At 34.0% G+C, this 22,546-nt stretch carries 21 protein-coding genes, 1 tRNA gene, 2 pseudogenes and 2 other annotated features; of the genes and pseudogenes, 2 read left to right on the top strand and 22 right to left on the bottom strand.

From position 1 onward, the window contains the following. Nucleotides 1-130: 130 nt before the first annotated feature. The 6 genes from M663_RS15400 to lpdA form a co-directional block, all read right to left on the bottom strand. Entirely contained in the window at nucleotides 131-208 is a 78-nt protein-coding gene (locus tag M663_RS15400; protein ID WP_273702666.1) for a hypothetical protein, read from the bottom strand. Beyond that, nucleotides 208-1,272, bottom strand: coding sequence for a nicotinate-nucleotide--dimethylbenzimidazole phosphoribosyltransferase (cobT, locus tag M663_RS0107805; protein ID WP_029688524.1), 1,065 nt, complete (start codon nucleotides 1,270-1,272; stop codon nucleotides 208-210). Before cobT ends, M663_RS15400 begins: the two co-directional genes overlap by 1 nt. A 117-nt stretch (nucleotides 1,273-1,389) precedes the next feature. After that, nucleotides 1,390-1,689, bottom strand: coding sequence for a ferritin family protein (locus M663_RS0107800; protein WP_029688523.1), 300 nt, complete (start codon nucleotides 1,687-1,689; stop codon nucleotides 1,390-1,392). Between the two features lie 97 nt (nucleotides 1,690-1,786). Then, a complete protein-coding gene (gene lipA / locus M663_RS0107795; RefSeq protein WP_029688522.1) occupies nucleotides 1,787-2,635 on the bottom strand; it encodes a lipoyl synthase in 849 nt (282 codons plus the stop codon). Beyond that, the gene (gene lipB, locus M663_RS0107790) at nucleotides 2,622-3,308 is read right to left on the bottom strand and encodes a lipoyl(octanoyl) transferase LipB (protein ID WP_029688521.1); all 687 of its coding nucleotides are present in this window, start codon (nucleotides 3,306-3,308) and stop codon (nucleotides 2,622-2,624) included. Before lipB ends, lipA begins: the two co-directional genes overlap by 14 nt. 19 nt (nucleotides 3,309-3,327) lie before the next feature. Continuing rightward, entirely contained in the window at nucleotides 3,328-4,680 is a 1,353-nt protein-coding gene (gene lpdA, locus M663_RS0107785) for a dihydrolipoyl dehydrogenase (protein ID WP_029688520.1), read from the bottom strand. A gap of 153 nt (nucleotides 4,681-4,833) precedes the next feature. Between lpdA and M663_RS0107780 the strand changes: the two genes are divergently transcribed. Next, nucleotides 4,834-6,219: a hypothetical protein gene (locus M663_RS0107780; protein WP_029688519.1), complete on the top strand. Its 1,386-nt coding sequence runs from the start codon at nucleotides 4,834-4,836 to the stop codon at nucleotides 6,217-6,219. On the opposite strand, the gene M663_RS0107775 is transcribed toward M663_RS0107780, so the two are convergent. Beyond that, nucleotides 6,216-6,473, bottom strand: a complete 258-nt coding sequence (locus tag M663_RS0107775) for a DUF3343 domain-containing protein (RefSeq protein WP_029688518.1) — start codon at nucleotides 6,471-6,473, stop codon at nucleotides 6,216-6,218. The genes M663_RS0107780 and M663_RS0107775 overlap by 4 nt on opposite strands. Before the next feature lie 120 nt (nucleotides 6,474-6,593). Between M663_RS0107775 and M663_RS15395 the strand changes: the two are divergent. Continuing rightward, a pseudogene (locus tag M663_RS15395) lies at nucleotides 6,594-6,713 on the top strand (CAP domain-containing protein); the annotation flags it as partial. 19 nt (nucleotides 6,714-6,732) lie between these two features. Here M663_RS15395 and M663_RS14645 read toward each other — a convergent pair. From M663_RS14645 to infC, 15 genes and pseudogenes are all read right to left on the bottom strand, one after another. Continuing rightward, nucleotides 6,733-8,136 (bottom strand): annotated as a pseudogene (locus M663_RS14645) (aminopeptidase). Between the two features lie 98 nt (nucleotides 8,137-8,234). Further along, complete coding sequence (locus tag M663_RS0107765; RefSeq protein ID WP_012268762.1) at nucleotides 8,235-8,861, bottom strand: response regulator transcription factor; 627 nt, start codon at nucleotides 8,859-8,861, stop codon at nucleotides 8,235-8,237. Further along, the gene (locus M663_RS0107760; RefSeq protein WP_013570796.1) at nucleotides 8,839-10,005 is read right to left on the bottom strand and encodes a sensor histidine kinase; all 1,167 of its coding nucleotides are present in this window, start codon (nucleotides 10,003-10,005) and stop codon (nucleotides 8,839-8,841) included. Before M663_RS0107760 ends, M663_RS0107765 begins: the two co-directional genes overlap by 23 nt. Nucleotides 10,006-10,140: 135 nt before the next feature. Further along, nucleotides 10,141-10,216 (bottom strand) — tRNA-Ala (locus tag M663_RS0107755). Between the two features lie 49 nt (nucleotides 10,217-10,265). After that, nucleotides 10,266-10,961 carry a sporulation protein YunB gene (gene yunB, locus M663_RS0107750; RefSeq protein WP_003867250.1) on the bottom strand — a complete coding sequence of 232 codons (696 nt, stop codon included), beginning with the start codon at nucleotides 10,959-10,961 and terminating at the stop codon, nucleotides 10,266-10,268. 44 nt (nucleotides 10,962-11,005) lie between these two features. After that, nucleotides 11,006-11,440: a DUF523 domain-containing protein gene (locus M663_RS0107745; RefSeq protein WP_009052573.1), complete on the bottom strand. Its 435-nt coding sequence runs from the start codon at nucleotides 11,438-11,440 to the stop codon at nucleotides 11,006-11,008. Between the two features lie 11 nt (nucleotides 11,441-11,451). Continuing rightward, nucleotides 11,452-13,827, bottom strand: coding sequence for an endonuclease MutS2 (locus M663_RS0107740; protein ID WP_009052574.1), 2,376 nt, complete (start codon nucleotides 13,825-13,827; stop codon nucleotides 11,452-11,454). Further along, nucleotides 13,827-16,178 (bottom strand): U32 family peptidase, encoded by a 2,352-nt coding sequence (locus tag M663_RS0107735; RefSeq protein ID WP_009052575.1) that lies wholly within the window; start codon nucleotides 16,176-16,178, stop codon nucleotides 13,827-13,829. The genes M663_RS0107740 and M663_RS0107735 overlap by 1 nt, the downstream gene beginning before the upstream one ends. A 10-nt stretch (nucleotides 16,179-16,188) precedes the next feature. Next, complete coding sequence (locus M663_RS0107730) at nucleotides 16,189-16,563, bottom strand: cell division protein ZapA (protein WP_003867245.1); 375 nt, start codon at nucleotides 16,561-16,563, stop codon at nucleotides 16,189-16,191. A 105-nt stretch (nucleotides 16,564-16,668) separates the two neighbouring features. Continuing rightward, complete coding sequence (pheT, locus tag M663_RS0107725) at nucleotides 16,669-19,053, bottom strand: phenylalanine--tRNA ligase subunit beta (protein ID WP_029688517.1); 2,385 nt, start codon at nucleotides 19,051-19,053, stop codon at nucleotides 16,669-16,671. 12 nt (nucleotides 19,054-19,065) lie between these two features. Continuing rightward, nucleotides 19,066-20,085 (bottom strand): phenylalanine--tRNA ligase subunit alpha, encoded by a 1,020-nt coding sequence (gene pheS, locus M663_RS0107720; protein WP_004401887.1) that lies wholly within the window; start codon nucleotides 20,083-20,085, stop codon nucleotides 19,066-19,068. 52 nt (nucleotides 20,086-20,137) lie between these two features. Beyond that, nucleotides 20,138-20,353: a binding site (T-box leader), on the bottom strand. Nucleotides 20,354-20,379: 26 nt separating this feature from the next. Then, the gene (locus M663_RS0107715) at nucleotides 20,380-21,144 is read right to left on the bottom strand and encodes an RNA methyltransferase (protein WP_003867241.1); all 765 of its coding nucleotides are present in this window, start codon (nucleotides 21,142-21,144) and stop codon (nucleotides 20,380-20,382) included. A 54-nt stretch (nucleotides 21,145-21,198) separates the two neighbouring features. Beyond that, nucleotides 21,199-21,558, bottom strand: coding sequence for a 50S ribosomal protein L20 (rplT, locus tag M663_RS0107710; RefSeq protein WP_003871005.1), 360 nt, complete (start codon nucleotides 21,556-21,558; stop codon nucleotides 21,199-21,201). Nucleotides 21,559-21,579: 21 nt separating this feature from the next. After that, nucleotides 21,580-21,777, bottom strand: coding sequence for a 50S ribosomal protein L35 (rpmI, locus tag M663_RS0107705; RefSeq protein WP_029688516.1), 198 nt, complete (start codon nucleotides 21,775-21,777; stop codon nucleotides 21,580-21,582). A gap of 26 nt (nucleotides 21,778-21,803) precedes the next feature. After that, on the bottom strand, nucleotides 21,804-22,355 hold the full coding sequence (gene infC / locus M663_RS0107700) for a translation initiation factor IF-3 (RefSeq protein WP_029688515.1): 552 nt from the start codon (nucleotides 22,353-22,355) through the stop codon (nucleotides 21,804-21,806). After that, nucleotides 22,336-22,458, bottom strand: a sequence feature (ribosomal protein L20 leader region). (Overlaps the previous gene by 20 nt.) Between the last annotated feature and the right edge of the window lie 88 nt (nucleotides 22,459-22,546).

Here is a 22,546-nt window from a genome sequence, read left to right as displayed (position 1 = left end):
AATTTAGGTAATATCAAAAAATTTTAAAAAATCAAATCAACTGTGGTTGAATTAGTCATTTATTTCTCTGTTAAATAAACCAAGCCAATGTGAAAATTAAACTTCATTTTTCAACATTGGCTTGGTAATTTTAAATAAGCAACGATACCGGATTCTCTAATATTCTCTTTAATTCAAGTAAAAATTTAGCAGCAGTAGCCTCGTCTATTAATCGATGGTCAAAGGAGCTGTTGTTACACCAGCTGATTCAAAAGTAGCCATTTCACTCTGAACATGGGTCGCTGCATCTATAATGTGAAAAGCTAGTGCAGCACCGGTGCCTTCTCCAAGGCGCATTTTCATATGCAGTATAGGACTAAGTCCCAGTGTTTCCAGCATGAGTTTATGACCGGGTTCTTCAGATACATGGGATGCAATCATGTAATTAATAGCTTTAGGCTCAATTTTGCCTGCTATCATGGCTGCAGCTGTTGAGATAAAACCGTCGATAACCACGGGAATTTTGTGGGCGGCGCTACCCAATATTACTCCGGTCAATCCTGCTATTTCCAATCCACCCACTTTTGATAACACATCTATAGGATCTTCTGGATCAGGATTGTTTATTTCAATAGCTCTATTTATGACCATCGCTTTTCTGGCTAAGCCGTTGTCATTTAAGCCAGTACCTCTGCCCACGGCTTTTTCTATAGGGCATCCTGTAAATACCTTAAGTATGGCGCTGCTAGGCGTAGTGTTTCCTATGCCCATGTCTCCTGTAGCTAAGATTGTGGCGCCTTTAGCGATTTGTTCTTCTGCTACTTCTATGCCTGCTTCAACAGCTCTTATAGCTTCACTGCGGCTCATTGCTGGACCTTTAGTCATATTATTGGTACCGTGTCTGACTTTTTTTATTATGAGATCAGGGTTCTTTACATCAACAGCGATACCTATATCACAGCATACGATTTTAGCACCTGCATGGCGAGAAAGCACATTTATAGCTGCGCCTCCTGCCAGAAAATTCAATACCATCTGGTATGTTACTTCCTGGGGAAATGCACTTACACCTTCTTCTACAACACCGTGATCTCCTGCCATAATAATGACGACTTTTTCCCCTAATTTAGGCATGGGATTGCCTGTAATACCTGCTAATTGTTTTACGATATCTTCCAGTATGCCTAAACTTCCTTGCGGCTTTGTGAGTATATCCAGATGCTGCTGGGCCTTTTTTATGGCTTCTTTATTTAAATCTGTAATTCTTGATATAGTTTCATTTAATTTTGACATAATACAACACCACCTATATCAATAATTTTGCAATTAACTCAGTTAGGCTTTTAAAATTTTATTTGTTCAACTTACACTTATACTTCTAAATATCTAAAGCAACTAATTCTTCTTTCTTCATTTAATCTCCTCAATTATCTCCTCTACTTCTTTTGCCCCTTCTTCGTAAAATTTTTCCTCATCAGGAGCTAATTCTTTCAAAAGCCTCAAAAACTCTCCGGCATGCACTTTTTCCTCATCTGCTATGTCCATTAAAACTGCTTTTGCTAATTCATTATCAGTAGCTTCTGCCAACTGAGTATAAAGTTGAATTGCCTCATACTCTGCCGCCACCATAAAGCGTATAGCTCTTACCAATTCTTCATGAGTAATTTTTTTTTCACTAAGCCCCAAAAAAGGCGTTCCAAATTCAGGCATAATTTACCATCCCCTCTTATTATATACTAAATCCTAACAATATTATATCATAAATTTAGGTAATATCAAAAAATTTTAAAAAATCAAATCAAACTCATTAAGCCTTTGTCACCTTCAACCCCTCATCAGCATGATAAGAACTTCTGACTAAGGGACCAGAAGCTACGTATTTAAAACCTAATTCGTATCCTATCTCTTCATATCTCTTAAATTGCTGTGGAGTAACATATTCTGCTACTTCTATATGTTTTGCTGAAGGTCTCAAATACTGTCCTATAGTCATCATGTCACAATCAACACTTCTTAAGTCTTTCATAACTTGTATAACCTCTTCTTCTGTTTCTCCAAGCCCCACCATAATTCCTGACTTGGTAAGAATATAAGGGTCTAATTCTTTTGACTTTTTTAAAAGGTTTAAAGACCTTAAATAATCTGCTTTTGGCCTTACATTGGGATAAAGTCTCGGTACTGTTTCTACATTGTGATTTATTATATCTGGCTTGGCTTCTACTACTTGAGCAATAGACTCTTCTTTACCCATAAAATCAGATACAAGTACCTCAACTGTAACTCCTGGCAATTTTTTAAGTTCATAGATTGTCTTTGCAAAATGTGATGCTCCACCATCCGGTAAATCATCTCTTGTAACACAAGTAACCACCACATGCTTTAATCCTAACTTTTGAGCAGCCTCAGCAATTCTTCGAGGCTCATCCTCATCAAGAGGTTGAGGATGTCCTTTTTCTACCGCACAAAACCTACAGTTTCGCGTACATATATTTCCCATAATCATAAAAGTAGCTGTCTTTCTCGCAAAGCATTCCCCCATGTTAGGGCAATTGGCACTTTGACAAACTGTGTTTAAAGACATACTTTTTAAAAAAGCTTCCATCCTGTTTAAATCTTCGTTTAATAGCCTCACTTTGAGCCATTCAGGCTTTTGCATTATCAATCACCGCCAATCTATCTAAAGTTATTTCATTAAAGTGTATACCAAATACTTCGCTAAATTTATCAATCATTTTTTCTTTTACTTTTTCTATGTCTTCATTTATTCCAAGTTTTTGCATAGAAGTAACTCCAAACTCAGTAATGCCGCAGGCATTTATTAAACCAAAATATGAAAGGTCAGTATTTACATTAAAGGCTATTCCATGCCAAGTAATCCAGCGCCTAACAGCAATACCTATGGCGCATATCTTTTCATCTCCTACCCATACTCCGGTGTATTTAGGCTTCCTTCCCGCTTTTATACCATACTCCTCCAAGAGTTTTATAATCGTCTCTTCTAATTTATAAACAAAAAGATGAACATCTTTTTGCCACTTTGCCAAATTAAATATAGGATAGGCAACTATTTGTCCTGGTCCGTGAAAAGTTATTTTACCTCCCCTTTCTACTTTATAAAGCTCCGCTTTTTTCTTAAGTTCCTCTAAAGGTACAAGGATGTTTTCGTCAAAACCACCTGAAACTCCTATAGTATATACTGGTGGATGTTGAAGCAATATAAGAATCCCGTCCGTCTCGCCCTTTTTAACTCTTTCAAAGGCTTTAAGCTGTATCTCTTTTCCCTCCGTATAAGGTACAATTCCCAGTTTTAAAACTTCTCCCTTTCTCAACTGAATCTCTCCTTTTAACTTATCCTTTATTTATAGGCATTCCTAATGCGTCTTCTGCTGCCTCTTTTATGCTTTCTGAAAGCGTAGGATGAGCGTGAATTGCATCTGCTAACTCTTCTAATGTAAATTCTTCTTTTATAGCAAGTACACCTTCATGGATTATCTCTGTAGCGCCAGCACCTATTATTTCCATCCCCACTACCCTATTGTATTTTGCTTCTGCGATTATTTTAACAAATCCATCGTTTTGCCCCATAGTCATAGCTCGTCCTAAAGCCGTATAAGGAAAAGTGCCTATTTTTACATCTCCAAATTTTTCTCTTGCTTGAACTTCATTCAAACCTACCCATGCTATTTCAGGACTTGTATAGAGGCAATTAGGCACTGCATTTAAATCCGCTTCCTTTTCTTCTCCTGCTATATTGTGAGCAGCTACAATACCTTGATAAGAAGCCACATGAGCCAGTTGTATACCACCTGTGACATCTCCAATTGCGTATACATTTTTTATGCTTGTCTTCATGTGGGAGTCGACTTTTATGCCTTTTTTATCCATATCAAGATTTAAAGCTTCAATTCCATTTACATTGGCAACTCTTCCCACGGCGACTAAAATAGTATCACATTCCACTACCTGAGTATTCCCTTCTGTGGTATAAACTACCTTTAAACCTTCTTCTATCTTTTCTACTTTACTGCTTAAATGTAATTCAATTTTTTTATGCCTCAAAATTTTTTCCATCGTATCTGCTATGTCTCTATCTAACATAGGCAAAAGTTGAGGAAGCATTTCAATGATGACAACTTTACTTCCTAAAGCAGAATAAATATTTGCAAATTCCAATCCTATAATTCCCGCCCCTATGATAACAATTTTTTCGGGAATTCTTTCAAGTTCTAACGCTTTATCACTTGTAATAACACCTTCTAAGTTAATCCCTTCAATAGGCGGTAAAAACACCTTTGAACCTGTTGCAATTATAAAATTTTCTGCTGTGTATCTTTTATCAACTTCTATAGTGTTTTCATCAACAAACCTACCTCTCCCTTTTATAACATCTATATGGTGTAAGTTCATCAAATAACCTACTCCACCGACAAGTCTTTTTACTACTCTTTCTTTTTTCTGACGAAGTTTTACAATATCCACTGCATACTGGGCCATTATTCCAAAGTCTTTAGCATCTTTTATGGCATTTATAAGCTCTGCCGCATGAGAATAGACTTTCGTCGGTATGCAACCTCTGTTTAAACAAGTACCCCCCAATGAATCTTCTTCTACAACAGCAACTTTTTTCCCTAATTCGCTGAGTCTAATAGCAGCAGTATAGCCACCAGGCCCTCCACCTAAAACTATAACATCGTAATCCATTTTTCTCCTCCTTTTTGAGTGTATTGATTCTTGATTTATCTTTTTATTTATTTCTACACTTAACCTCAAAAATCCTCCTTTCATTATTGAAATAACATGTCAATTCTATTCAATAATCATTATGCATATATTTTAGCAAAGGGAGGGAAATTTATGGACAAGATTGTGACTAAAAAAGATGAGGATTTTTTGCAGTATCTTTATCTTAAAGATAGAAAAATCATATTGAACACTATAGAAAATGGAAAAACAACAAAAGAAATCATTGTAAAAGACTGTTTAAGTGATTTTGACGCTTGTTACGATGAAAAAGGAAGTCTAAACCTGATATACTTTAATTCACAAGGAGAAATAATTTTTTTAATTCAAAAGGAAGAAGGCTGGGTAGGAAAATCTTTATACACTTATAAAGATAAAAAAACGTATATAAGCAATTTTAGCCTCTTTATAAAAAATAAAACACTCCACATATTTTTCACAATCAGTAATTCTAATAATCCTAGAGAAGTCCATTTGATACACCAAAAATGGGCAAAAAATTGGAAGGGCAATAATATAGCTGTTATAAAAAATATCTCTTTCACCCCTTTTTATGATTTATTCATTGATGAAGAAGAAAATATTCACTTAATTTATATAACAAAAGAAAAAAATAACAGTCAACTTTACTACCTTAACTATGTAAAAGATAACTGGTCGCCAAAATTTCTAATTTCAGAAGCAGAAGGAATATTCTATCCTACAATAACTGTAGATCCGCAAAAAAATGTACATACTTTATGGGTAGAGGAAAATATAATTCAAGAAATAAAATACAGGAAGAAAACCCCTGGAAGCTGGCCAAAAGGTAGTTGGGGTAGTATCATGACTCTGGCTTATTCTACAAATATTAAAAATTGCTATATCTCATTTTTAGAAAATACTTTATGGTGCACTTACCTTCAAAACGACAACTTCTTTGCCACCATCTCCTCGGATGGAGGAAATAGTTGGTGCAAGCCCTTTAAAATTCCTTCTTCTTTTTCTGAACACAGTTTTTTTAAGTTAAAAACCCCGATAGATAAATTTCAAAGCAATTATTTATTTATAAACGATAAAGGAGAAATAATTCCTTCTTTGCAGTACACATTAACCAGCAAAAATGGAGAAAAAGATTCTTATTTCACTTTCTATATAAAAGAAGTTCAGGAGTATTTGAACATCCTAATAAAAAAGCTTGAAACTATCAAGGAGGAAAAAACAAGATTAGAAGAAGAACTAAGCAGAAAAAATATTGAAATTACAATAAAAAACAAAAATATAGGCGATTTACAAGAATTATTAAAACAAATAAATGATGAAAAAATGAAAATTGCCCTTAAAGCGGACAATTACAATACAATGGTAAATAGTTTGATAAGAGAAAATGAAAATCTTAAAAAACAAATAAAAGACTTACAAAATCAAATAATAATTTTAAATGCTAAACTGGAAAATCTACAAAATGTCAGCACTTTTCAAAAAATAAAAAGTATATTTATAAAAAGCGACGAACATTAAATAATTTTGACTATTTTATATCCCGCAGGAATTCTCTCTACTTCGTATATCCCCTTATAAGGAATGTTGAGCCTTTGCAAAAGGTTTTGTACTATTCGTAAAGATTCTAATCCAAACTTGAGAGAATGGCTACAGCTTTCCGTAATACTTCTGGGAGTTGGTACAAATTCTACCGGAATATTATTTTTCTTTAACATTTTTTCTGTCATTAAACCATGCTGATAAGAGTAAAAGACAATCAATCCATATTTCACTAATACCACCTCAAAATCAGTATATTCCAACAAAGCAAAAGTTGATACAATGTTCCTTTCTCACCATAAATTACTTGAAGGAATTTACAGCTGTCTGTAGAATATATGATTTGAGGTGGTAATAAAGAAGGACATAGAGCAAATATTTTAAACCCTTATTACAACAAGGTAGGAGTAGGGATAGTAAAAAATAAAGAAGGCAATGGCATAATAGTGGTAGAAATGTTTATAAAAGATTAAATCCGGGTAAATCCCGGATTTAATCTTTTTCCATAAATACTTTATAGGCCTTATAAGCCATATACACATCTACTTTAGAAGATAACTCATAAGGCGCATGCATGCTTAAAAGTGCAACGCCACAGTCTAAAACTTCCATGCCATAATTTGCAACGTATTGGGCAACTGTGCCGCCGCCTCCCATGTCAACTTTGCCCAGCTCACCTGTCTGCCATACTACTCCATTTTCATTGAAGAGTTTTCTCACTTTGCCGACAAACTCAGCATTTGCATCATTTGACCCTGCTTTTCCTCTTGAACCAGTGTATTTAGTAATGCATACGCCTTTTCCTAAATAAGCAGTGTTTTGCTTTTCACTGACTTCTGGATAAGTAGGATCAAATGCAGCATTTACATCAGCAGATAGCAGTTCAGAATTAGCTAAAACCCTTCTCAATTTGATATCTGTATTTCCTTCGTATTTTTCTAATATTTCTGCAATAGCATTTTCGAAAAATCTTGATTGAAAACCAGTATTGCCCATACTTCCAATTTCTTCTTTATCAGCGAATATCGCAACAGCCGTCCTCTCTGGCACCTCAAGCTCAAGAATAGCTCTTAAAGAAGTATAAGCGCAAACCCTGTCATCTTGACCATAAGCCCCAATCATACTTCTATCAAAACCTATATCGCGAGGCTTATAGGCAGGCACTAATTCTAACTCAGCACTTAAAAAGTCTTCTTCCACTATGCCAAATTTTTCATTTAAATATTTCAAAATATTGGGTTTCACGCTGACTTCCTCAGAAAGAGGAATGCTTCCAATTACAGCATTTAATGCTTCTCCTGTAACCACTTCTGCTGCTTTTTTCTCCATCTGGTCTTTACCTAAGTGAGGCAATAAATCTGTTATATAAAGGACAGGGTCATTTTCATCTTCTCCCACTACAATGTTTATCTTCTCACCGTTTGCTTTGACAATTACTCCATGGAGAGCCAAAGGAGTTGTCACTCACTGGTATTTTTTAACACCGCCATAGTAATGGGTTTTAAATAAAGCCAAGCCGCCATCTTCATACATTGGATTAGGCTTTAGGTCAATTCTCGGAGAATCAATATGGGATGCTACCGCCTTTATCCCCTTTTGCATTGACTCTTTACCAATTACAGCTAAAACTACTGATTTCCCTTTGTTGTTGTAATACACTTTGCTGCCCGGCTTTAAATTTGTAACTTTTTCAATATTGATAAAGCCATTCTTTTCTGCTATTTCTATAATTTTCTCTGCCGTTTCTCTTTCCGTCTTACATTGTGCCATAAAGTCTTTGTAGTCTTCTGCAAACTGATAAACTTTTTCTTTTTCTTCATCAGAAATTTTTGTCCATGCATCTACGTTTTTGTAACCCAAACGCTTTTCAATTTCCTTTAAATCTCTTTCTTCCAATGAAATTACCCCCCGTGGTTTTTTGTATGAATGACACTGTGTATCAACAATATGATACGCTTTTTTTGTATAAAAGTCAAATTTAACCTTAAAAATAATTAGTTCTGTAAAATCGTCTCATTTTTAAGCATATAAATAGCAGCTTGAGTTCTGTCCTTCACATCTAATTTTTTAAAAATATTGTAAACATGGTTCTTGACAGTTTTCTCGCTTAAAAATAGTTTTTGTGCAATTTCTTTATTGCTATACCCTTTAGAAATAAGTTTGAGAATTTCTATTTCCCTTGGTGTTAGGTCTTTTTTCAAGGTTTCCTGATCTATGTTATCTATTTCTTCCATTAAAGAAGGATGAATATAAACTCCTCCATTGTAAATAGTCTTTATTGCTTTTATTAAATCGTCATATTCCGCATCCTTTAATATGTACCCTTCTACTCCTAATTTAAGCGCTTCCAAAAGATACTCCCTATCATTGTAAATAGTTAAAAACAACACTTTACTTGGATGTTTTTCTTCTTTTAACATTTTTGCTGCCTTTATACCATTCATCACAGGCATATTCACATCCATAAGTATTAAATCAGGCATAAATTTCTTTGCAAGTTTATAAGCCTCTTCCCCATTCGAAGCCTGAGAGATAACTTTTATATCTTTTTCCATTTCAATAAGCTGGACTAACCCTTTTCTTATCAAAGCATGGTCATCAGCCACCAACAATCTGATCATCCTCAACACCCCTTACAGGTATAGAAATATAAATTTGAGTACCATTATTTTTAAAACTGCTTATTTCAAATTTACCGTTTAAAATTTCTATTCTTTCCCTCATGCCCATCAGACCATATCCTTGCCCAATATTTTCTTTATCAAATCCAATGCCATCGTCTTTGATAATTATGCTGATAAATCGCATGCCAAACTCAAATTTAACAGAGGCATTTTTTGCCTTGGAATGTTTTTTTATATTTGTAAGAGCCTCTTGTACTACTCTAAAACAAGTTATTTCAATCTCGGGACTAAGTCTCTTGTAATCCGACAAAACACTAAAATCTACAAATATGCCTGTCTCCTCCGAAAAATTTTTTATATACCTGGATAGTGCTGGAATAAGACCTAAATCATCAAGAGCAGAAGGTCTTAAGTCATATATTATTTTCCTTACTTCTTTTAGAGATTGTTGTACAATATTTTTTAGATTTTTAAGTTCTATTTTCGCCTGTTCAATATCTTTGGTTATCAATTTTTCACAAAGTTCAGATTTCAATAACACGTTTGCCATCGCTTGCGCAGGGCCATCGTGAATCTCCCTTGCAATTCTTTTTCGTTCCTCTTCCTGTGCTTCAATAATTTTTACACTCAAAGCTCGTTTGTCTTTCAATTGCTCTAATTGAGTATTCATTTTTTTTAAATCCCTATTTAAATAATTGAGAGCTACATTAATTTGAGAAACAAGCTTTTCAGCTTTTTCTATAATAGCCTTATTGTCTACAAGTTTCCTCTCCAGTTCGTTTCTTTTTTCTATTAATTCTTTTTCCTCCCGCCTTTTTAACGCTAACTCTATTTGAGCCTCTTTTGCCTCTTCATAAGCTTCTCTTATAGCTTGTTCAGATAGGTGCCCAAATTGTTTACTTACAAATGCGAGTTTTAGCCTGCACTTTTTTTCTTTCCTTTCACACAGCTCTACTTCTTTTATGACATTTATAACTTGGATTTTCAGTTCTTCTAATTGCGCTTCTAATCTTCTCGCCTCTTCTTTTGCTTTTTCTAAAATATCAAAAATTTGTTCTTTACTGCTTTCAATTACTTCTATTGTTTTTTCTACAATATTATCCAATCGTTTTTTATAAGTGACTTCTACATTGGCATTCATTTAATTCACCTCTTTGAGCACCATCTTTTTAATAATTCGACAAAAAACAAAAAAATCCTGCATTTTAAAGAAAAAATTGCTAAGTTATAAGAAAGCAAAAAAAAATACCCTTCTCGGGTAATCTTTATCTTTAATTGGTGGAGATGAGGAGATTCGAACTCCTGACCCCCTGCTTGCAAGGCAGGTGCTCTCCCAACTGAGCTACACCCCCACTCATCACACGTTTTTTATTATATCACATTATCAAAAAAATTCAATAGTTATTTTTGTATTTCTATATTTGAATTTGGAGATTGAGGCACAGGAATTGTAAATTTATCTCCATTTACATCCACATAGCTTGAAGGCACATCTCCAACTATTATACTTTCTGCAATAGGCATGTGAAGTGTAACAGTTATTTTTTCTGAGGCTAAAGGCGCAATTATTCGTATCGTAGTTTGAATATCTAAATATATCCTATGCCTTGTTTGATTTATTCCAGCTGGTTCAAACTGTGAGCTAAAATCAACATCTACCGCTCCAACTGGCAAAAGCCCTACTTTTATCCGGGGCCCTGTATTAGCGAATAAATCAGTAGAAAAAACTAAACCTAAAGGAATTTTAGCATAGAGAGGACCTAAATTATTTAAATTTTCTTTTACTTCTTTTGTAATCTTAGAAGCTAACAAGTTCATTTCAATAGTATTTGCCTGTAACATTGACACTTTTCCATTGTTATCTGTTCTTACATAAATTAAATCTTTATACTCTATTCCTTTTAATACTTTTTCATTTAATGCATCATTTATAGTATTTACAGCTGTTTCTTTTGCTAAAGTTTCACTTGCTGCTATAATAGCCGGTTTTAATCGATATTCTGTAAAATAGTATAAAATCACAAATAAAACAGCTATGTAAATCAAATATATGTAAAACGAATTAACCCGCCTCAGTCCCCATTTTTTCCTTTTCAAGCAAAACACCTCCCCTACATTTTATGTTAGATGAGGTGTTTTGGTTACTCCTTTTTTATTTTTTTATAAAAATCATGTTCTGTCATAACAGATATCCCGTTTCCCTTTAAAATACTTGTGGTAATTCCATCTCCCTCTATCAAATTTCCCGAAAAAGTGCCATCGTAAATTTCTCCACAGCCGCAAGAGGGGCTTTTAGCCTTAAAAATTGCCTCCTTTATTTTATACATTTTAGCAATTTTTAAAGTCTCATAGGCTCCTCTATAGAAATATTCTGTAACCTCTTCTCCTTCAATATTAAAAACCTTATCACCTTTTATCTCAGAAGGTAGACGCGGAGTTGGAAGTCCACCTAATTGCTCAGGGCAAACTAAAATAGCCTTTCCTTCTTCTACTAATTTTTTTATTTCTTCTTTTTCATTGTTTCCTTCATCGTATTTACAGTTAACTCCGGCAAGACAAGCACTTACCAAATACATTTTACCATCCCCTATTTATTGGCTAATTCTACTATTGTAACACCGTCTCCTCCTTCACCGTATTTACCTAATCTAAAAGATTTAACATGCTTATTGCTTCTTAAAAATTGTGATATCCCTGTCCTTAACACCCCTGTACCACGTCCGTGAATAATTGTCACCTCCTTAAGTCCAGCTAAATAAGCATCGTCTATATATTTTTCCACCTCTAATAAAGCATCGTCAAGGTTTTTACCTCTTACATCTATGGAAGTGCTTATAGATTGAGACTTTTCGTGTACAAATTTGCTGTAGCCTTTTTTTACTTCCTCCTCTTCTTTCTCCTCTGCTACCCTCAAATTACTTATATGAACTGTCATCTTTAAAATTCCTGCCTGCACTTCTACATTTCCCGATTTGTCAGGAAGAGAAAGTACAATCCCATTTTGGTCCAAAGGTACTATATAGACTGTCTGTCCCTCTTTTAAATTATCAGGGATTCTGCTGTAGTGAGCCTCTTTAGGCTTTAAAACTTCTTCTTCTAATTCTTCTAAATTTTTCTTTAATTCTTCTCTTACTTCTTGTATTATCCTGTCTTTATTTTGTGTGCTTTCTTCTGCCTCTCTTATCTTTTTGATTATTTCTTCAGCAGTAAATTTCGCTTCTTGTATTATTTTCCTCGCCTTTTCTTTCGCCTCTTTTAATATTTTATCCCTTTCACTTTGCAATTTTTTCTTTTCTTTTTCTAATTCCTCTTTTAAAATTTCCACATCTTTCTTTAAAAAAGCTATTTCGTGATTTGCCTTTTCCAATTCCCTTCGTTTACTTTCGACGTCTGCAATTATGTCTTCAAATTTTAAAGCTTCTCCTGAAATATACTTTCTCGCATTTTCTATTATTTGCTGAGGAAGTCCCAATCTTTTAGATATTTCAAAGGCATTGCTTTTGCCAGGAAGGCTTATTATAAGTTTATAAGTAGGCTTTAAAGTTTCAACATCAAATTCCACACTGGCATTTTCTACTCCTGGAATTTTTAAGGCATACTGCTTTAGCTCACTATAATGAGTAGTGGCTATTGTCTTCGCACCAATCTTATGCAAGGTATCGAGAATACTCATAGCCAAAGCAGCACCTTCTATAGGATCTGTACCTGCCCCTAATTCATCTAACAAAACAAGGCAATTTTTGTTTACTTTTTGGAGTATACTTACAATATTCGTCATATGAGAAGAAAAAGTGCTTAAGCTTTGTTCAATACTCTGCTCATCTCCTATATCCACAAAAACTTCCTCAAATATTGAAACCTGTGACTTTTCTTCCGCAGGAATATTAAGCCCCGCCATTGCCATTAAAGTTAAAAGTCCCACTGTTTTTAAAGTTACAGTTTTCCCACCGGTATTAGGACCAGTAATGACTAAAGTATTAAATTGCTTTCCTATATGTATATCTATAGGAACAACTACTTCCTGATTTATGAGAGGATGCCTTGCTTTTTTTAAATTAATATATCCCATTGTGTTTAGCTCTGGCCTTACAGCTTTTAGCTTTAAAGAATATTTAGCCTTAGCAAATATAAAATCTAATTCTGAAACTATTTCAATGTCATTAAATAAAATTTGTGAATACTTTTTGACCTCTTGAGAAAGTTCAAAAAGTATTCTCTGTATCTCCTGCTTCTCTTTTAATTCCACTTGTCTCAATTCGTTGTTTAAGTCAACCACTTGCATAGGTTCAATAAAAAGAGTAGCACCACTGGAGGATTGGTCGTGGACGATACCTTTAAAAGTGCTGCGATATTCTTGTTTTACAGGTACAACGTATCTTCCCTGTCTTACAGTTATAATAGGCTCTTGCAATTCTTTTTGACGTGTAGAAATTATTGAATTCAATGTCGCCCTTATTTTTTCATTTATGCTCAATTTCTGCCTTCTTAAAGCTTTAAGCATTGGAGAAGCATCATCTGCTATTTCATCTTCTGAAATTATTATATTTTCAATCCTTTTTTCCAAATTTTTTATCGGTAAGACTTTTTTATCATATTCTTTTAACCTTACAAATCTATCACTTTCTTGAAGATTTTTAAAATAGCCTTTTATTTGGCTTACCAAGTTAAGAAATTTCTTTATCTTTAAAAGCTCTTGGTTATAAAGCACGGAATCTATTTGTGCTTTTTTTATATAATCCCTTATGTCCTCAAAAGCAAAAGAAATACCTCCATAGGAGGAAATAAAGCTAATTGCCTCATTCAGTAAATCTAATTCCCTCTCTATTTCCTCTATGTCTTTTTTTATGACAATATCTAAAGCTTTTTGTTTGCCTAAATCCGAATCACAATAGCCAACAATAAACTCCACTATCTTGTCAAATTCAAGACTTTTTATTGCTCTACTATTAATTCCCCTCACCATCACAAAACTCCTCTGTAAAAATGTCCTTTTGTATATTTTCCTTCTAAAATTTCAATTTCATTCCCTTTTAAAGCTTCAATATGCATTTTTAAAACTTTCTCTATTTCTTCATCTTCTTCTATTGTATCATGTATCCTCAAAAAAGAAAGTCCAGCTTGTTTAAGCTCCTTTATGCTTAACATTAAAAGCACATCTGCGTTTAAAATCTGCATCCTGCAAAAACCATTGCTTTTAAGAGGCATTAATTTGCCTTTTCTGTCTTTTAGAAAATAATAACCTTTTTCACACCTTTCTCTGTCACAGCCTACTAAATTCCTTATTGGACAATATTCCATTGTCATAAGAGGCAGTCTACCGTATATTAAAGCTTCAAATTTTACATCACTTCTTTTGGCAATATCTTTAATCTGCTCCAGCGTAAGTTCATAAGATAAAGTCACAGCGTAAGGTTTAACGTAATCTACAGCTAAATTGTTGAAAATATTTAAAGGATAATCTATAAATATCTCAAAGTCATAATTTTTTGCAATATGATAAAGCCCTAAATTTGAAACCAAAATTTTGTTTATCCCCATATCTTGTAAAAATTCTAATTGAGGCTTTATTCTTTTTATCTCTTCCCTCAATATAGAAGGAAAAGCAGGTATAACCGTTGTCTTTGAATCTTTTGTCAGTTCTAAACCTTTTTTTAAAAGTTTTATATCAAGCTTGTAATTGAAATAGACGTATTCTATACCCAATTGGCTGGCTATCTTCAAGTGCTCAACTTTATCAGTATAAAAAGTTAAACTCACTTTTTCCTTTTTCTCTTTAAAAGGAAGTAGACTAAAAAAGGTGTGTTTTTCTTCTCTTCTGTAATACTCTAACTTTTTCTTTTCTAACATTTCTATTGCTTTTCTTCGCGCCTCTTTTATTCCCTTTACAGACATGTAAAGGCCTTTTTCAACTACTACTTCTATTTCTTCTACGTAGAAGGCTGTGTCATTTATTTGAGTAAGTTTATCCTTCAAAAAATCTTCCTCAATAGAAACTTTTTCTGCTATCTGACTTATTTCATCACTATAAACTTCTACTGTATGAATTCCTTCTTGTATCTTTATATACAAAGGTTTGTCCTTTTTTAACTCCGCATAAATTTTTATAGGAATCTTTTTAGAAAGTAAGTTTTTCAGCTTGTCATTTAACAATACATCATAAGTTTTATTTAATATTTCTCCTTCTTTTACATAAAACTTAAGAGGTAGTTCTATTATGTCTCCTTCATAAGCTCTATCTACCTTCTTCCCATTTTTAAATATTATTTCAACTTTTTGTCCTTTTTCTCCTTTTTCATTAGAAATTCCATCACCTTTTGCAATATCCCTTAAAAGCCTCAGTCTTGAAGTTTTTGAAGTTACACTTATCACTTCTGCAGCAGCAACTCCCGTGTTTTTAGGTGAAAGATAACTCATTTTGGAGGGTTTAACCCCAAAAAGATAGCCAGTAGAAAATCCTCTATTAAAAATTCGAGACATCTCTTCTATAGCTTTACCTGAATCAAAAGTCCTTCCTTCATAAAAACTGTCAATAGCTTCTCTGTAGGCTTTTACAACAGAAGCGACGTACTCGGCATTTTTCATCCTACCTTCTATTTTAAAAGAAGTGATTCCCGCCTCAATGAGTTTTGGTATATGTTCTATAGTACATAAATCCGCCATACTCAAAAGGTGTAAATCCTTTTCTAAAACTTTTCCCTCTTTATCTACAAGAGAATACTTTAAACGGCAGGGTTGTGCACATCTTCCCCTGTTTCCGCTTCTTCCTCCTAGTATACTACTCATAAAGCATTGTCCAGAATAACTGACGCAGAGGGCTCCATGAACAAAGACTTCTATTTCAATGTTAGAATTTTGAACTATATCCTTTATTTCCTTTAATGTGAGCTCTCTTGATAAAATAACCCGGGAAACTCCCTTTTCAGCTAATTCTTGTACTCCTTCTAAATTATGAACTGTCATTTGTGTACTGGCATGAACTTTTAAATCAGGATAATTTTCTCGTAAAAACTTTAATACTCCCATATCCTGCACTATAACTGCATCAACACCTATAGAATACAAAAAATCTAAATAGTTGACCAGCTTTTCAAATTCTTCATTCGCTACAAGGGTATTTACAGTAACGTATACCTTGACATCTCTTAAATGGCAGAATTCTACAGCAGATTTTAAATCATCATAGTCAAAATTGGTTGCATAAGCTCTTGCACCAAAATTTTTTCCTCCTAGATACACTGCATCGCATCCTGCATTAACTGCACTCGTTAAAGCCTCATAATCTCCTGCTGGAGCTAATAATTCAACTTTTTTCATCCAATCACCTTTACTTTTCTTCATCAAAAGTTTCTATAAACTGCCGAAACTCTTCCTCTGTCTCTAAAAGCTGTTGTTTAGTTTTAGTAAGCTCCTCCTCTAATTGTTTTATATAGCGATTTTTTTCTTCTAATTCTGCTTTTAAAGAAAGCAATTCCTTTTTGATAGCATTATTTTCTTCTTTTGCAATAAAAAGTTCATCTGCAATATTTAAAGACGACAAAAGTAGTAGTTGCATTTGTGATAACTTTTCGTAGTTTTGGAGCAATTCTTTAATTACATTGTCTACATAATTGGCAAGTTTTATTACATGCTCTTCAGGATAATCAGATTTTAAAATATATTCATTCCCATTGATAATCACGGTAACTTTATTTAACTCCACAAAAACATCCCCTTAATCTTTTGTTATTTTATTTACTTCTACATTAAAGTGCAATTTCCTTCTTAATTAAGATAAAAGATAAAAAAGGCTGTAAAATTGCCTTTTTTATCTTAATTTGGCTCCTAATTTTTTGTCAAGAGCCTCTACAATGTTGTTGTGAATTACATTTACTTCTTCATCTGTCAAAGTCCTTCCATAAGACCTATACCAGATAGAGAAAGCAACGCTTTTTTTGCCTTCAGGGATGTTAGGACCTTTGTAAACATCAAATAATTCGACTTTATCTATAAGTTTTCCTCCTGTTTCAAGTATAACTTTTTCCACAGCTTTTACAAAAATATCTCCATCTACTAAAACTGCTATATCCCTTTCTACAGCTGGATACTTGGGAAGAGGCATGTACCTATTTTCTACATTAGCATATTGTATTACTTTATCTAAGTTTATTTCTCCACCGTAGACTCTAACAGGTATGTCGTAATTTTCTAAAACATCAGGGTGTATTTCTCCAAATATACCTAATGTTTCGTCACCTAGGAGAATTTTTGCAGACCTTCCTGGATGATATGAAGGATCTTCTGCCCTTACATATTCTACTCCTTTTATACCCATTACTTCAAAAAGTGCTTCTATTACTCCTTTTAATGAGTAAAAATCCACATCTTTCCCGTACATTCCTATTGCAATAGTCTTTATTTCCTGTGGTAATTCTTTTAAGGGTAATTCTTTTGGCATAAAGATTTTAGATATTTCAAAAACTTTGAAATCTTGTACTTTTCTACTATAGTTGGTATAAGCTACATTCAATATAAAAGGCAGTAGAGTAGTTCTCATAAGGCTTTGGTCTTCCCCAAGAGGATTTATAATTTTGACTGCTTTTCTAAGAGGGCTATCTAAAGGTACGTTTATTTTGTCTAAATCCTTGTGTCCCATAAAAGACATAGTGACAATTTCATTTAATCCACAAGCCAATAGAACTTCTCTTGCTTTTTCTTCTAGTCGTTGCTCTTTGGTCAACGCTCCTAATGTAGTTTGAGCATTTTTCATTAAACTGTCTTCAATATTGTTATAGCCAAAGAGTCTTGCTATTTCTTCGGCAATATCTGCCTCTATTGTAACATCTCTTCTAAAGTGAGGTACCGTTACTTCAAGGTCATCGCCTTTTTGCACAACTTTAAACTCTAAAGACTCCAATATTTCAATCATTTGAGATGTCGGAAGGTCTGTGCCTAAAAATCTATTAATTCTGTGAGGATTTACAGTTAAAACTGTTTTTTCAATTGGCTTTGGATACTCGTCCACAAGCCCTTTTAAAACTGTACCGCCACAGTATTTTTCCATAAGCTGTGCTGCTCTTTCACAAGCTAAAACTGTAATCTCTGGGTCTAAACCTTTTTCAAATCTTGAAGAAGCTTCACTTCTTAAACCCAATTTCTTAGAAGTATGCCTTATATTGCTTCCTTTAAAATTAGCACTTTCTATTAAAATATTTACAGTAGTATCAGTTATCTCTGTATTTTCTCCTCCCATTACGCCAGCCAAACCTATAGCTTCCTTCTCATCAGCAATAACCAACATTGAGCTGTCTAAAATCCTCTCTTTTCCATCCAATGTAACTAATTTTTCTCCTTCTCTTGCCCTTCTCACTATTATGTGCTTGTTTTCAACTTTGTCCAAATCAAAAGCGTGTAAGGGTTGACCTAATTCCAACATCACATAGTTTGTAACATCCACCACGTTATTTATAGGTCTTATTCCCGCTTTCAAAAGACGCATCTGCATCCACATAGGAGAAGGACCTATCTTCACATTCTTAACGACCCTTGCCACATATCTAAAGCATAAATCCGTAGCCTCAATAGTCACTTTTGCAGGATTTTGTTCTTCGCTTTCATTAACTTCTACCACTGGCATTTTAAATTTTTTCTTAAAAGTCGCAGCTACCTCTCTCGCTATTCCTACCATTGACAAACAATCAGGTCTGTTGGGCGTTATCTCAAATTCCAATACATCGTCTTTTAGCTGAAGAGCTTCATTTATATCCATTCCTAATGGAAAAGGTGGTAATATAAAAATTCCGTTTCTTTGATATTCTGGCAGCAGGCTTTCATCAAGTCCTAGCTCTTCAGCAGAACACATCATGCCATTGGATTCTATTCCTCTTAATTTGCCTCTTTTTATCTTAACTCCTCCAGGAAGAGTTGCGCCATGAAGTGCTACTGGTATGTAATCCCCCACTTTAATATTTTGTGCTCCGGTTACAATTTGTAGTTTTTCAGTGCCTACATCTACAATACCAACTAACAATTTATCAGCATTAGGGTGCTTTTCTAATGAAATAATTTTCCCTACCACCACATTTGAAATTTCTTTCCCATAACTTGTTATAGTCTCTACCTTTGACCCTGACATAGTAAGGCCTTCAGCAATAGCTTTCGCATCTTCATCTATGTCAACAAACTCTTTCAACCACGAAAGTGACACTAACATACGACCACCCCTTTAAAACTGTTGTATAAACCTTAAATCATTTTCAAAAAGAAGTCTCAAATCTTCTATTCCGTATTTCAGCATTGTAATCCTATCTATCCCCAATCCAAAAGCAAATCCACTGTATTTTTCAGGATCAATACCAGACATTCTCAAAACATTAGGATGTACCATGCCTGCACCTAAAATTTCAATCCAACCAGTATAACCGCAAACTCTACAACCTTTTCCACCACAAGCAAAACAGCTCACGTCCATTTCTGCACTGGGTTCTGTAAAGGGAAAATAATGAGGTCTAAATTTGGTTTGAGTGTCTTCCCCAAAAAATTTCTTCGCAAATATATTTAAAACTCCTTTTAAATCTCCCATTGTTATTCCTTCATCTACTACAAGCCCTTCCATCTGATGAAATACTGGAGAGTGAGTTGCATCTATCTCATCAGACCTATAAACCCTTCCAGGAGATATAACCCTTATTGGAGGCTTATTTTTCTCCATAGTCCTTACTTGTACCGGGGATGTTTGAGTCCTCAAAAGTATATCAGAAGTCACATAAAAGGTATCCTGTAAGTCTCTCGCTGGATGGTCCTCTGGAGTATTTAATGCCTCAAAGTTGTAATAAGTAAACTCTATTTCTGGCCCTTCTGCAATAGAAAAGCCTAATCCTAAAAATATCTTTTTAATTTCATCCAATACTTGTGTCATGGGATGTTTGTGACCGTACTCATAAGGTTTACCCGGCATAGTTATGTCTATGTACTCACTTTTTATCCTCTTTTCTTTTTCTAATTGGGCAATTTTATTTTTTGTTTCTGTGAGTAAACCCTCAATTTTCTCTCTAACTTCATTGGCAATTTGACCAATTACAGGTCTTTCTTCAGGCTTTAAACTTCCCATTCCCCTTAAAATTTGCGTCAATTCGCCTTTTTTACCTAAGTATTTGACTCTTAAGTTTTCAATTTGCTGTAAACTATCAGCTGACAGAATTTCTTTTTGTGCATCTTCATAAAGCTTGCGCAACAATTCTTCCATCTTTAAACCAACCCCTCTTTTAGTGTATTAGTTAAAATAAAAAATCCTCCGTCAATAGGACGAAGAATCCGCGGTACCACCTAAATTAGCATTTTATAAAAAATGCTCACTCATTTGGATAACGGTATTACCGGCAATGCCTACTATTAGTTCAGCACGCTGCTCCGGAGGGAACTTTCCATTATCTACCTAACGATAACACTCTCAGTCTATGGTGTTATCTCCCTGTGATTTTCGATAATGTACTTTACTCCTTCATAGCATTTTGCAATATTTTTTTAAGATTATACCATCCTAATTATTTTTTATCAACCTCTGTCTTTGAGATTCGTATAAAAATATACTAGCAGCAATTGAAACATTTAAAGATTCTGCCTCCCCTGTCATAGGTATTTTCACAAAGTCATCTACCAAGTCTACAACGCTGACACCTTTCGCTTCATTCCCCAAAACAAAAGCTACTTTATCCGAAATATTGCATTCATGAACTAATTTTTGGGCTTTTAAGTAAGTTGCAAAAACTTTTATTCCCCTTTGCTTAAGTTTTAACAAAATTTGTGAAGTAGCAGCTATGACAGGAATGTGAAAAATAGAACCCATAGAGGCTCTTAAAACCTTTGGATTAAAAACATCCACACAGTTATTTATAGTAAAAATAGCACTAACTCCAAATGCATCAGCCGTACGTATTATAGTACCTAAATTTCCTGGGTCTTGAATATTGTCTGCTATAACATATACACCCTTTTCTTTTATATAAGTATTTTCTACATATTTTGGTATTTTTATAATCGCCATGACCATTTGTGGAGTTACTGTATCACTTATTTTCTTAAAGATTCTTTCAGTAGTATGTACAATTTCAAAATCCCCTTTGGGAATATCTATTTTAACCCCTTCCCCCATAACTATGTACTCTATTTCAAAGTCACTTTTTAAAGCCTCCAATACATTTGTAGTACCCTCTACAAAAAACATCCCTTCTTCATATCGGCCCTTTTTGTCTTTTAGCTTTTTGATTTTTTTTATGAGGTCATTGTTTTCACTCGTAATTAACATTGTCCACCACTCTTTTAAAAAATTAGTTAAAGCAAAAGGCCATGCAAACTGGCCTTATGCGTTTAACTGCTGCTTAGCTATATTTACTAATTCTGCAAAAGCTTTTTCGTCGTTTATTGCCATTTCTGAAAGCATCTTCCTGTTAATTTCTATTCCAGCTTTTTTAAGCCCATTTATAAACCTGCTGTAGGAAATTCCGTGGGCTCTTGCAGCAGCATTTATTCTTGTTATCCAAAGCTTTCTAAAATCTCTCTTCCTTAATTTTCTGCCAATATAAGCGTACATTAAAGATTTCATTACTGCTTGATTGGCAACTCTAAAAAGCTTGCTCTTAGCTCCAAAATAACCTTTTGCAAGCTTCAATATTTTCTTGCGTCTTCTCCTCGTCACTTTCCCAAATTTTACTCTAGCCATTTTAAAAACCTCCTAATCTATTTATGAATAAGGTAATAAGCATTTGATATTTTTAGCATCCGCACCTACCAAATAAGTAGCTTTTCTCAATCTTCTTTTTCTTTTTGCATTTTTATGTGTCAAAAGGTGACTTTTATAAGCTCTCGACCTTTTAACTTTTCCTGACTTTAACACTTTAAACCTTTTTGCTGCTCCTCTATGTGTTTTCATTTTAGGCATAAATATATCCTCCTTTTGCATTTTTGCTAATTTTTTGGTGTTAATACCATCATTAAATTTCGCCCCTCCATATTAGGAGCTTTTTCTATAACACCATACTCACTGAGCTCATTTGCAAACCTTTTTAAAAGGTCTTCTGCCAGCGAAGTGTGGGCTGCTTCCCTTCCTCTAAACCTTATAGTAACTTTTACTTTATTACCTTCTTTTAAAAACTTAATAGCACTTTTTAACTTTACACCAAAGTCATGGTCTTCAATAGTCGGGGACATCCTTATTTCTTTTACATTTATAACCTTTTGCTTTTTCTTTGCCTCTTTTTCTCTTTTACTAAGTTCATACCTATACTTACCAAAATCCATCAATTTGCACACGGGCGGATTGGCTTGAGGGGCAATCTTAACCAAATCAAGATGTCGCTCTTGAGCAATTTTATAAGCTTCCTTTGCCGACATTATGCCTATCTGCTTACCGTCTTGGTCAATCAGCCTTACCTCTTTGTCTCTTATTTCCTCATTGACCTGCAGCTCTTTGTTAATAAATACGCACCTCCTAAAAATTATGAAAAAATAAAAGCGGATATAGAAATACCCGCTTCTTTACAATAAAACAAAGATAAATACTTTTGAAGAAACCTTTGCACCTTCGGTGAAAGGTGAGAAGCGGGCGCTTCTGCTTATTTGCTTTTTTAGTTTATCATTATTTTATTTTTTTGTCAATATTTATTTTAGATTATGTTTTTTGCTTTGTACCTTTTTTTATAATTTTTTTA

It is taken from the genome of Thermoanaerobacter sp. A7A, assembly GCF_000445185.1.
Classification (GTDB): Bacteria; Bacillota; Thermoanaerobacteria; order Thermoanaerobacterales; family Thermoanaerobacteraceae; genus Thermoanaerobacter.
This window is presented reverse-complemented; position numbering and strand designations above follow the sequence as displayed.

Bases quoted from the DNA above. Each gene is read 5' to 3' on its own strand.
- cobT (WP_029688524.1), bottom strand. From the start codon at position 1,272: ATGTCAAAATTAAATGAAACTATATCAAGAATTACAGATTTAAATAAA.
- M663_RS0107800 (WP_029688523.1), bottom strand. From the start codon at position 1,689: ATGCCTGAATTTGGAACGCCTTTTTTGGGGCTTAGTGAAAAAAAAATT.
- lipA (WP_029688522.1), bottom strand. From the start codon at position 2,635: ATGCAAAAGCCTGAATGGCTCAAAGTGAGGCTATTAAACGAAGATTTA.
- lpdA (WP_029688520.1), bottom strand. From the start codon at position 4,680: ATGGATTACGATGTTATAGTTTTAGGTGGAGGGCCTGGTGGCTATACT.
- M663_RS0107780 (WP_029688519.1), top strand. From the start codon at position 4,834: ATGGACAAGATTGTGACTAAAAAAGATGAGGATTTTTTGCAGTATCTT.
- M663_RS0107765 (WP_012268762.1), bottom strand. From the start codon at position 8,861: ATGATCAGATTGTTGGTGGCTGATGACCATGCTTTGATAAGAAAAGGG.
- M663_RS0107760 (WP_013570796.1), bottom strand. From the start codon at position 10,005: ATGAATGCCAATGTAGAAGTCACTTATAAAAAACGATTGGATAATATT.
- M663_RS0107745 (WP_009052573.1), bottom strand. From the start codon at position 11,440: ATGTATTTGGTAAGTGCTTGTCTTGCCGGAGTTAACTGTAAATACGAT.
- M663_RS0107740 (WP_009052574.1), bottom strand. From the start codon at position 13,827: ATGGTGAGGGGAATTAATAGTAGAGCAATAAAAAGTCTTGAATTTGAC.
- M663_RS0107735 (WP_009052575.1), bottom strand. From the start codon at position 16,178: ATGAAAAAAGTTGAATTATTAGCTCCAGCAGGAGATTATGAGGCTTTA.
- pheT (WP_029688517.1), bottom strand. From the start codon at position 19,053: ATGTTAGTGTCACTTTCGTGGTTGAAAGAGTTTGTTGACATAGATGAA.
- pheS (WP_004401887.1), bottom strand. From the start codon at position 20,085: ATGGAAGAATTGTTGCGCAAGCTTTATGAAGATGCACAAAAAGAAATT.
- M663_RS0107715 (WP_003867241.1), bottom strand. From the start codon at position 21,144: ATGTTAATTACGAGTGAAAACAATGACCTCATAAAAAAAATCAAAAAG.
- rplT (WP_003871005.1), bottom strand. From the start codon at position 21,558: ATGGCTAGAGTAAAATTTGGGAAAGTGACGAGGAGAAGACGCAAGAAA.
- rpmI (WP_029688516.1), bottom strand. From the start codon at position 21,777: ATGCCTAAAATGAAAACACATAGAGGAGCAGCAAAAAGGTTTAAAGTG.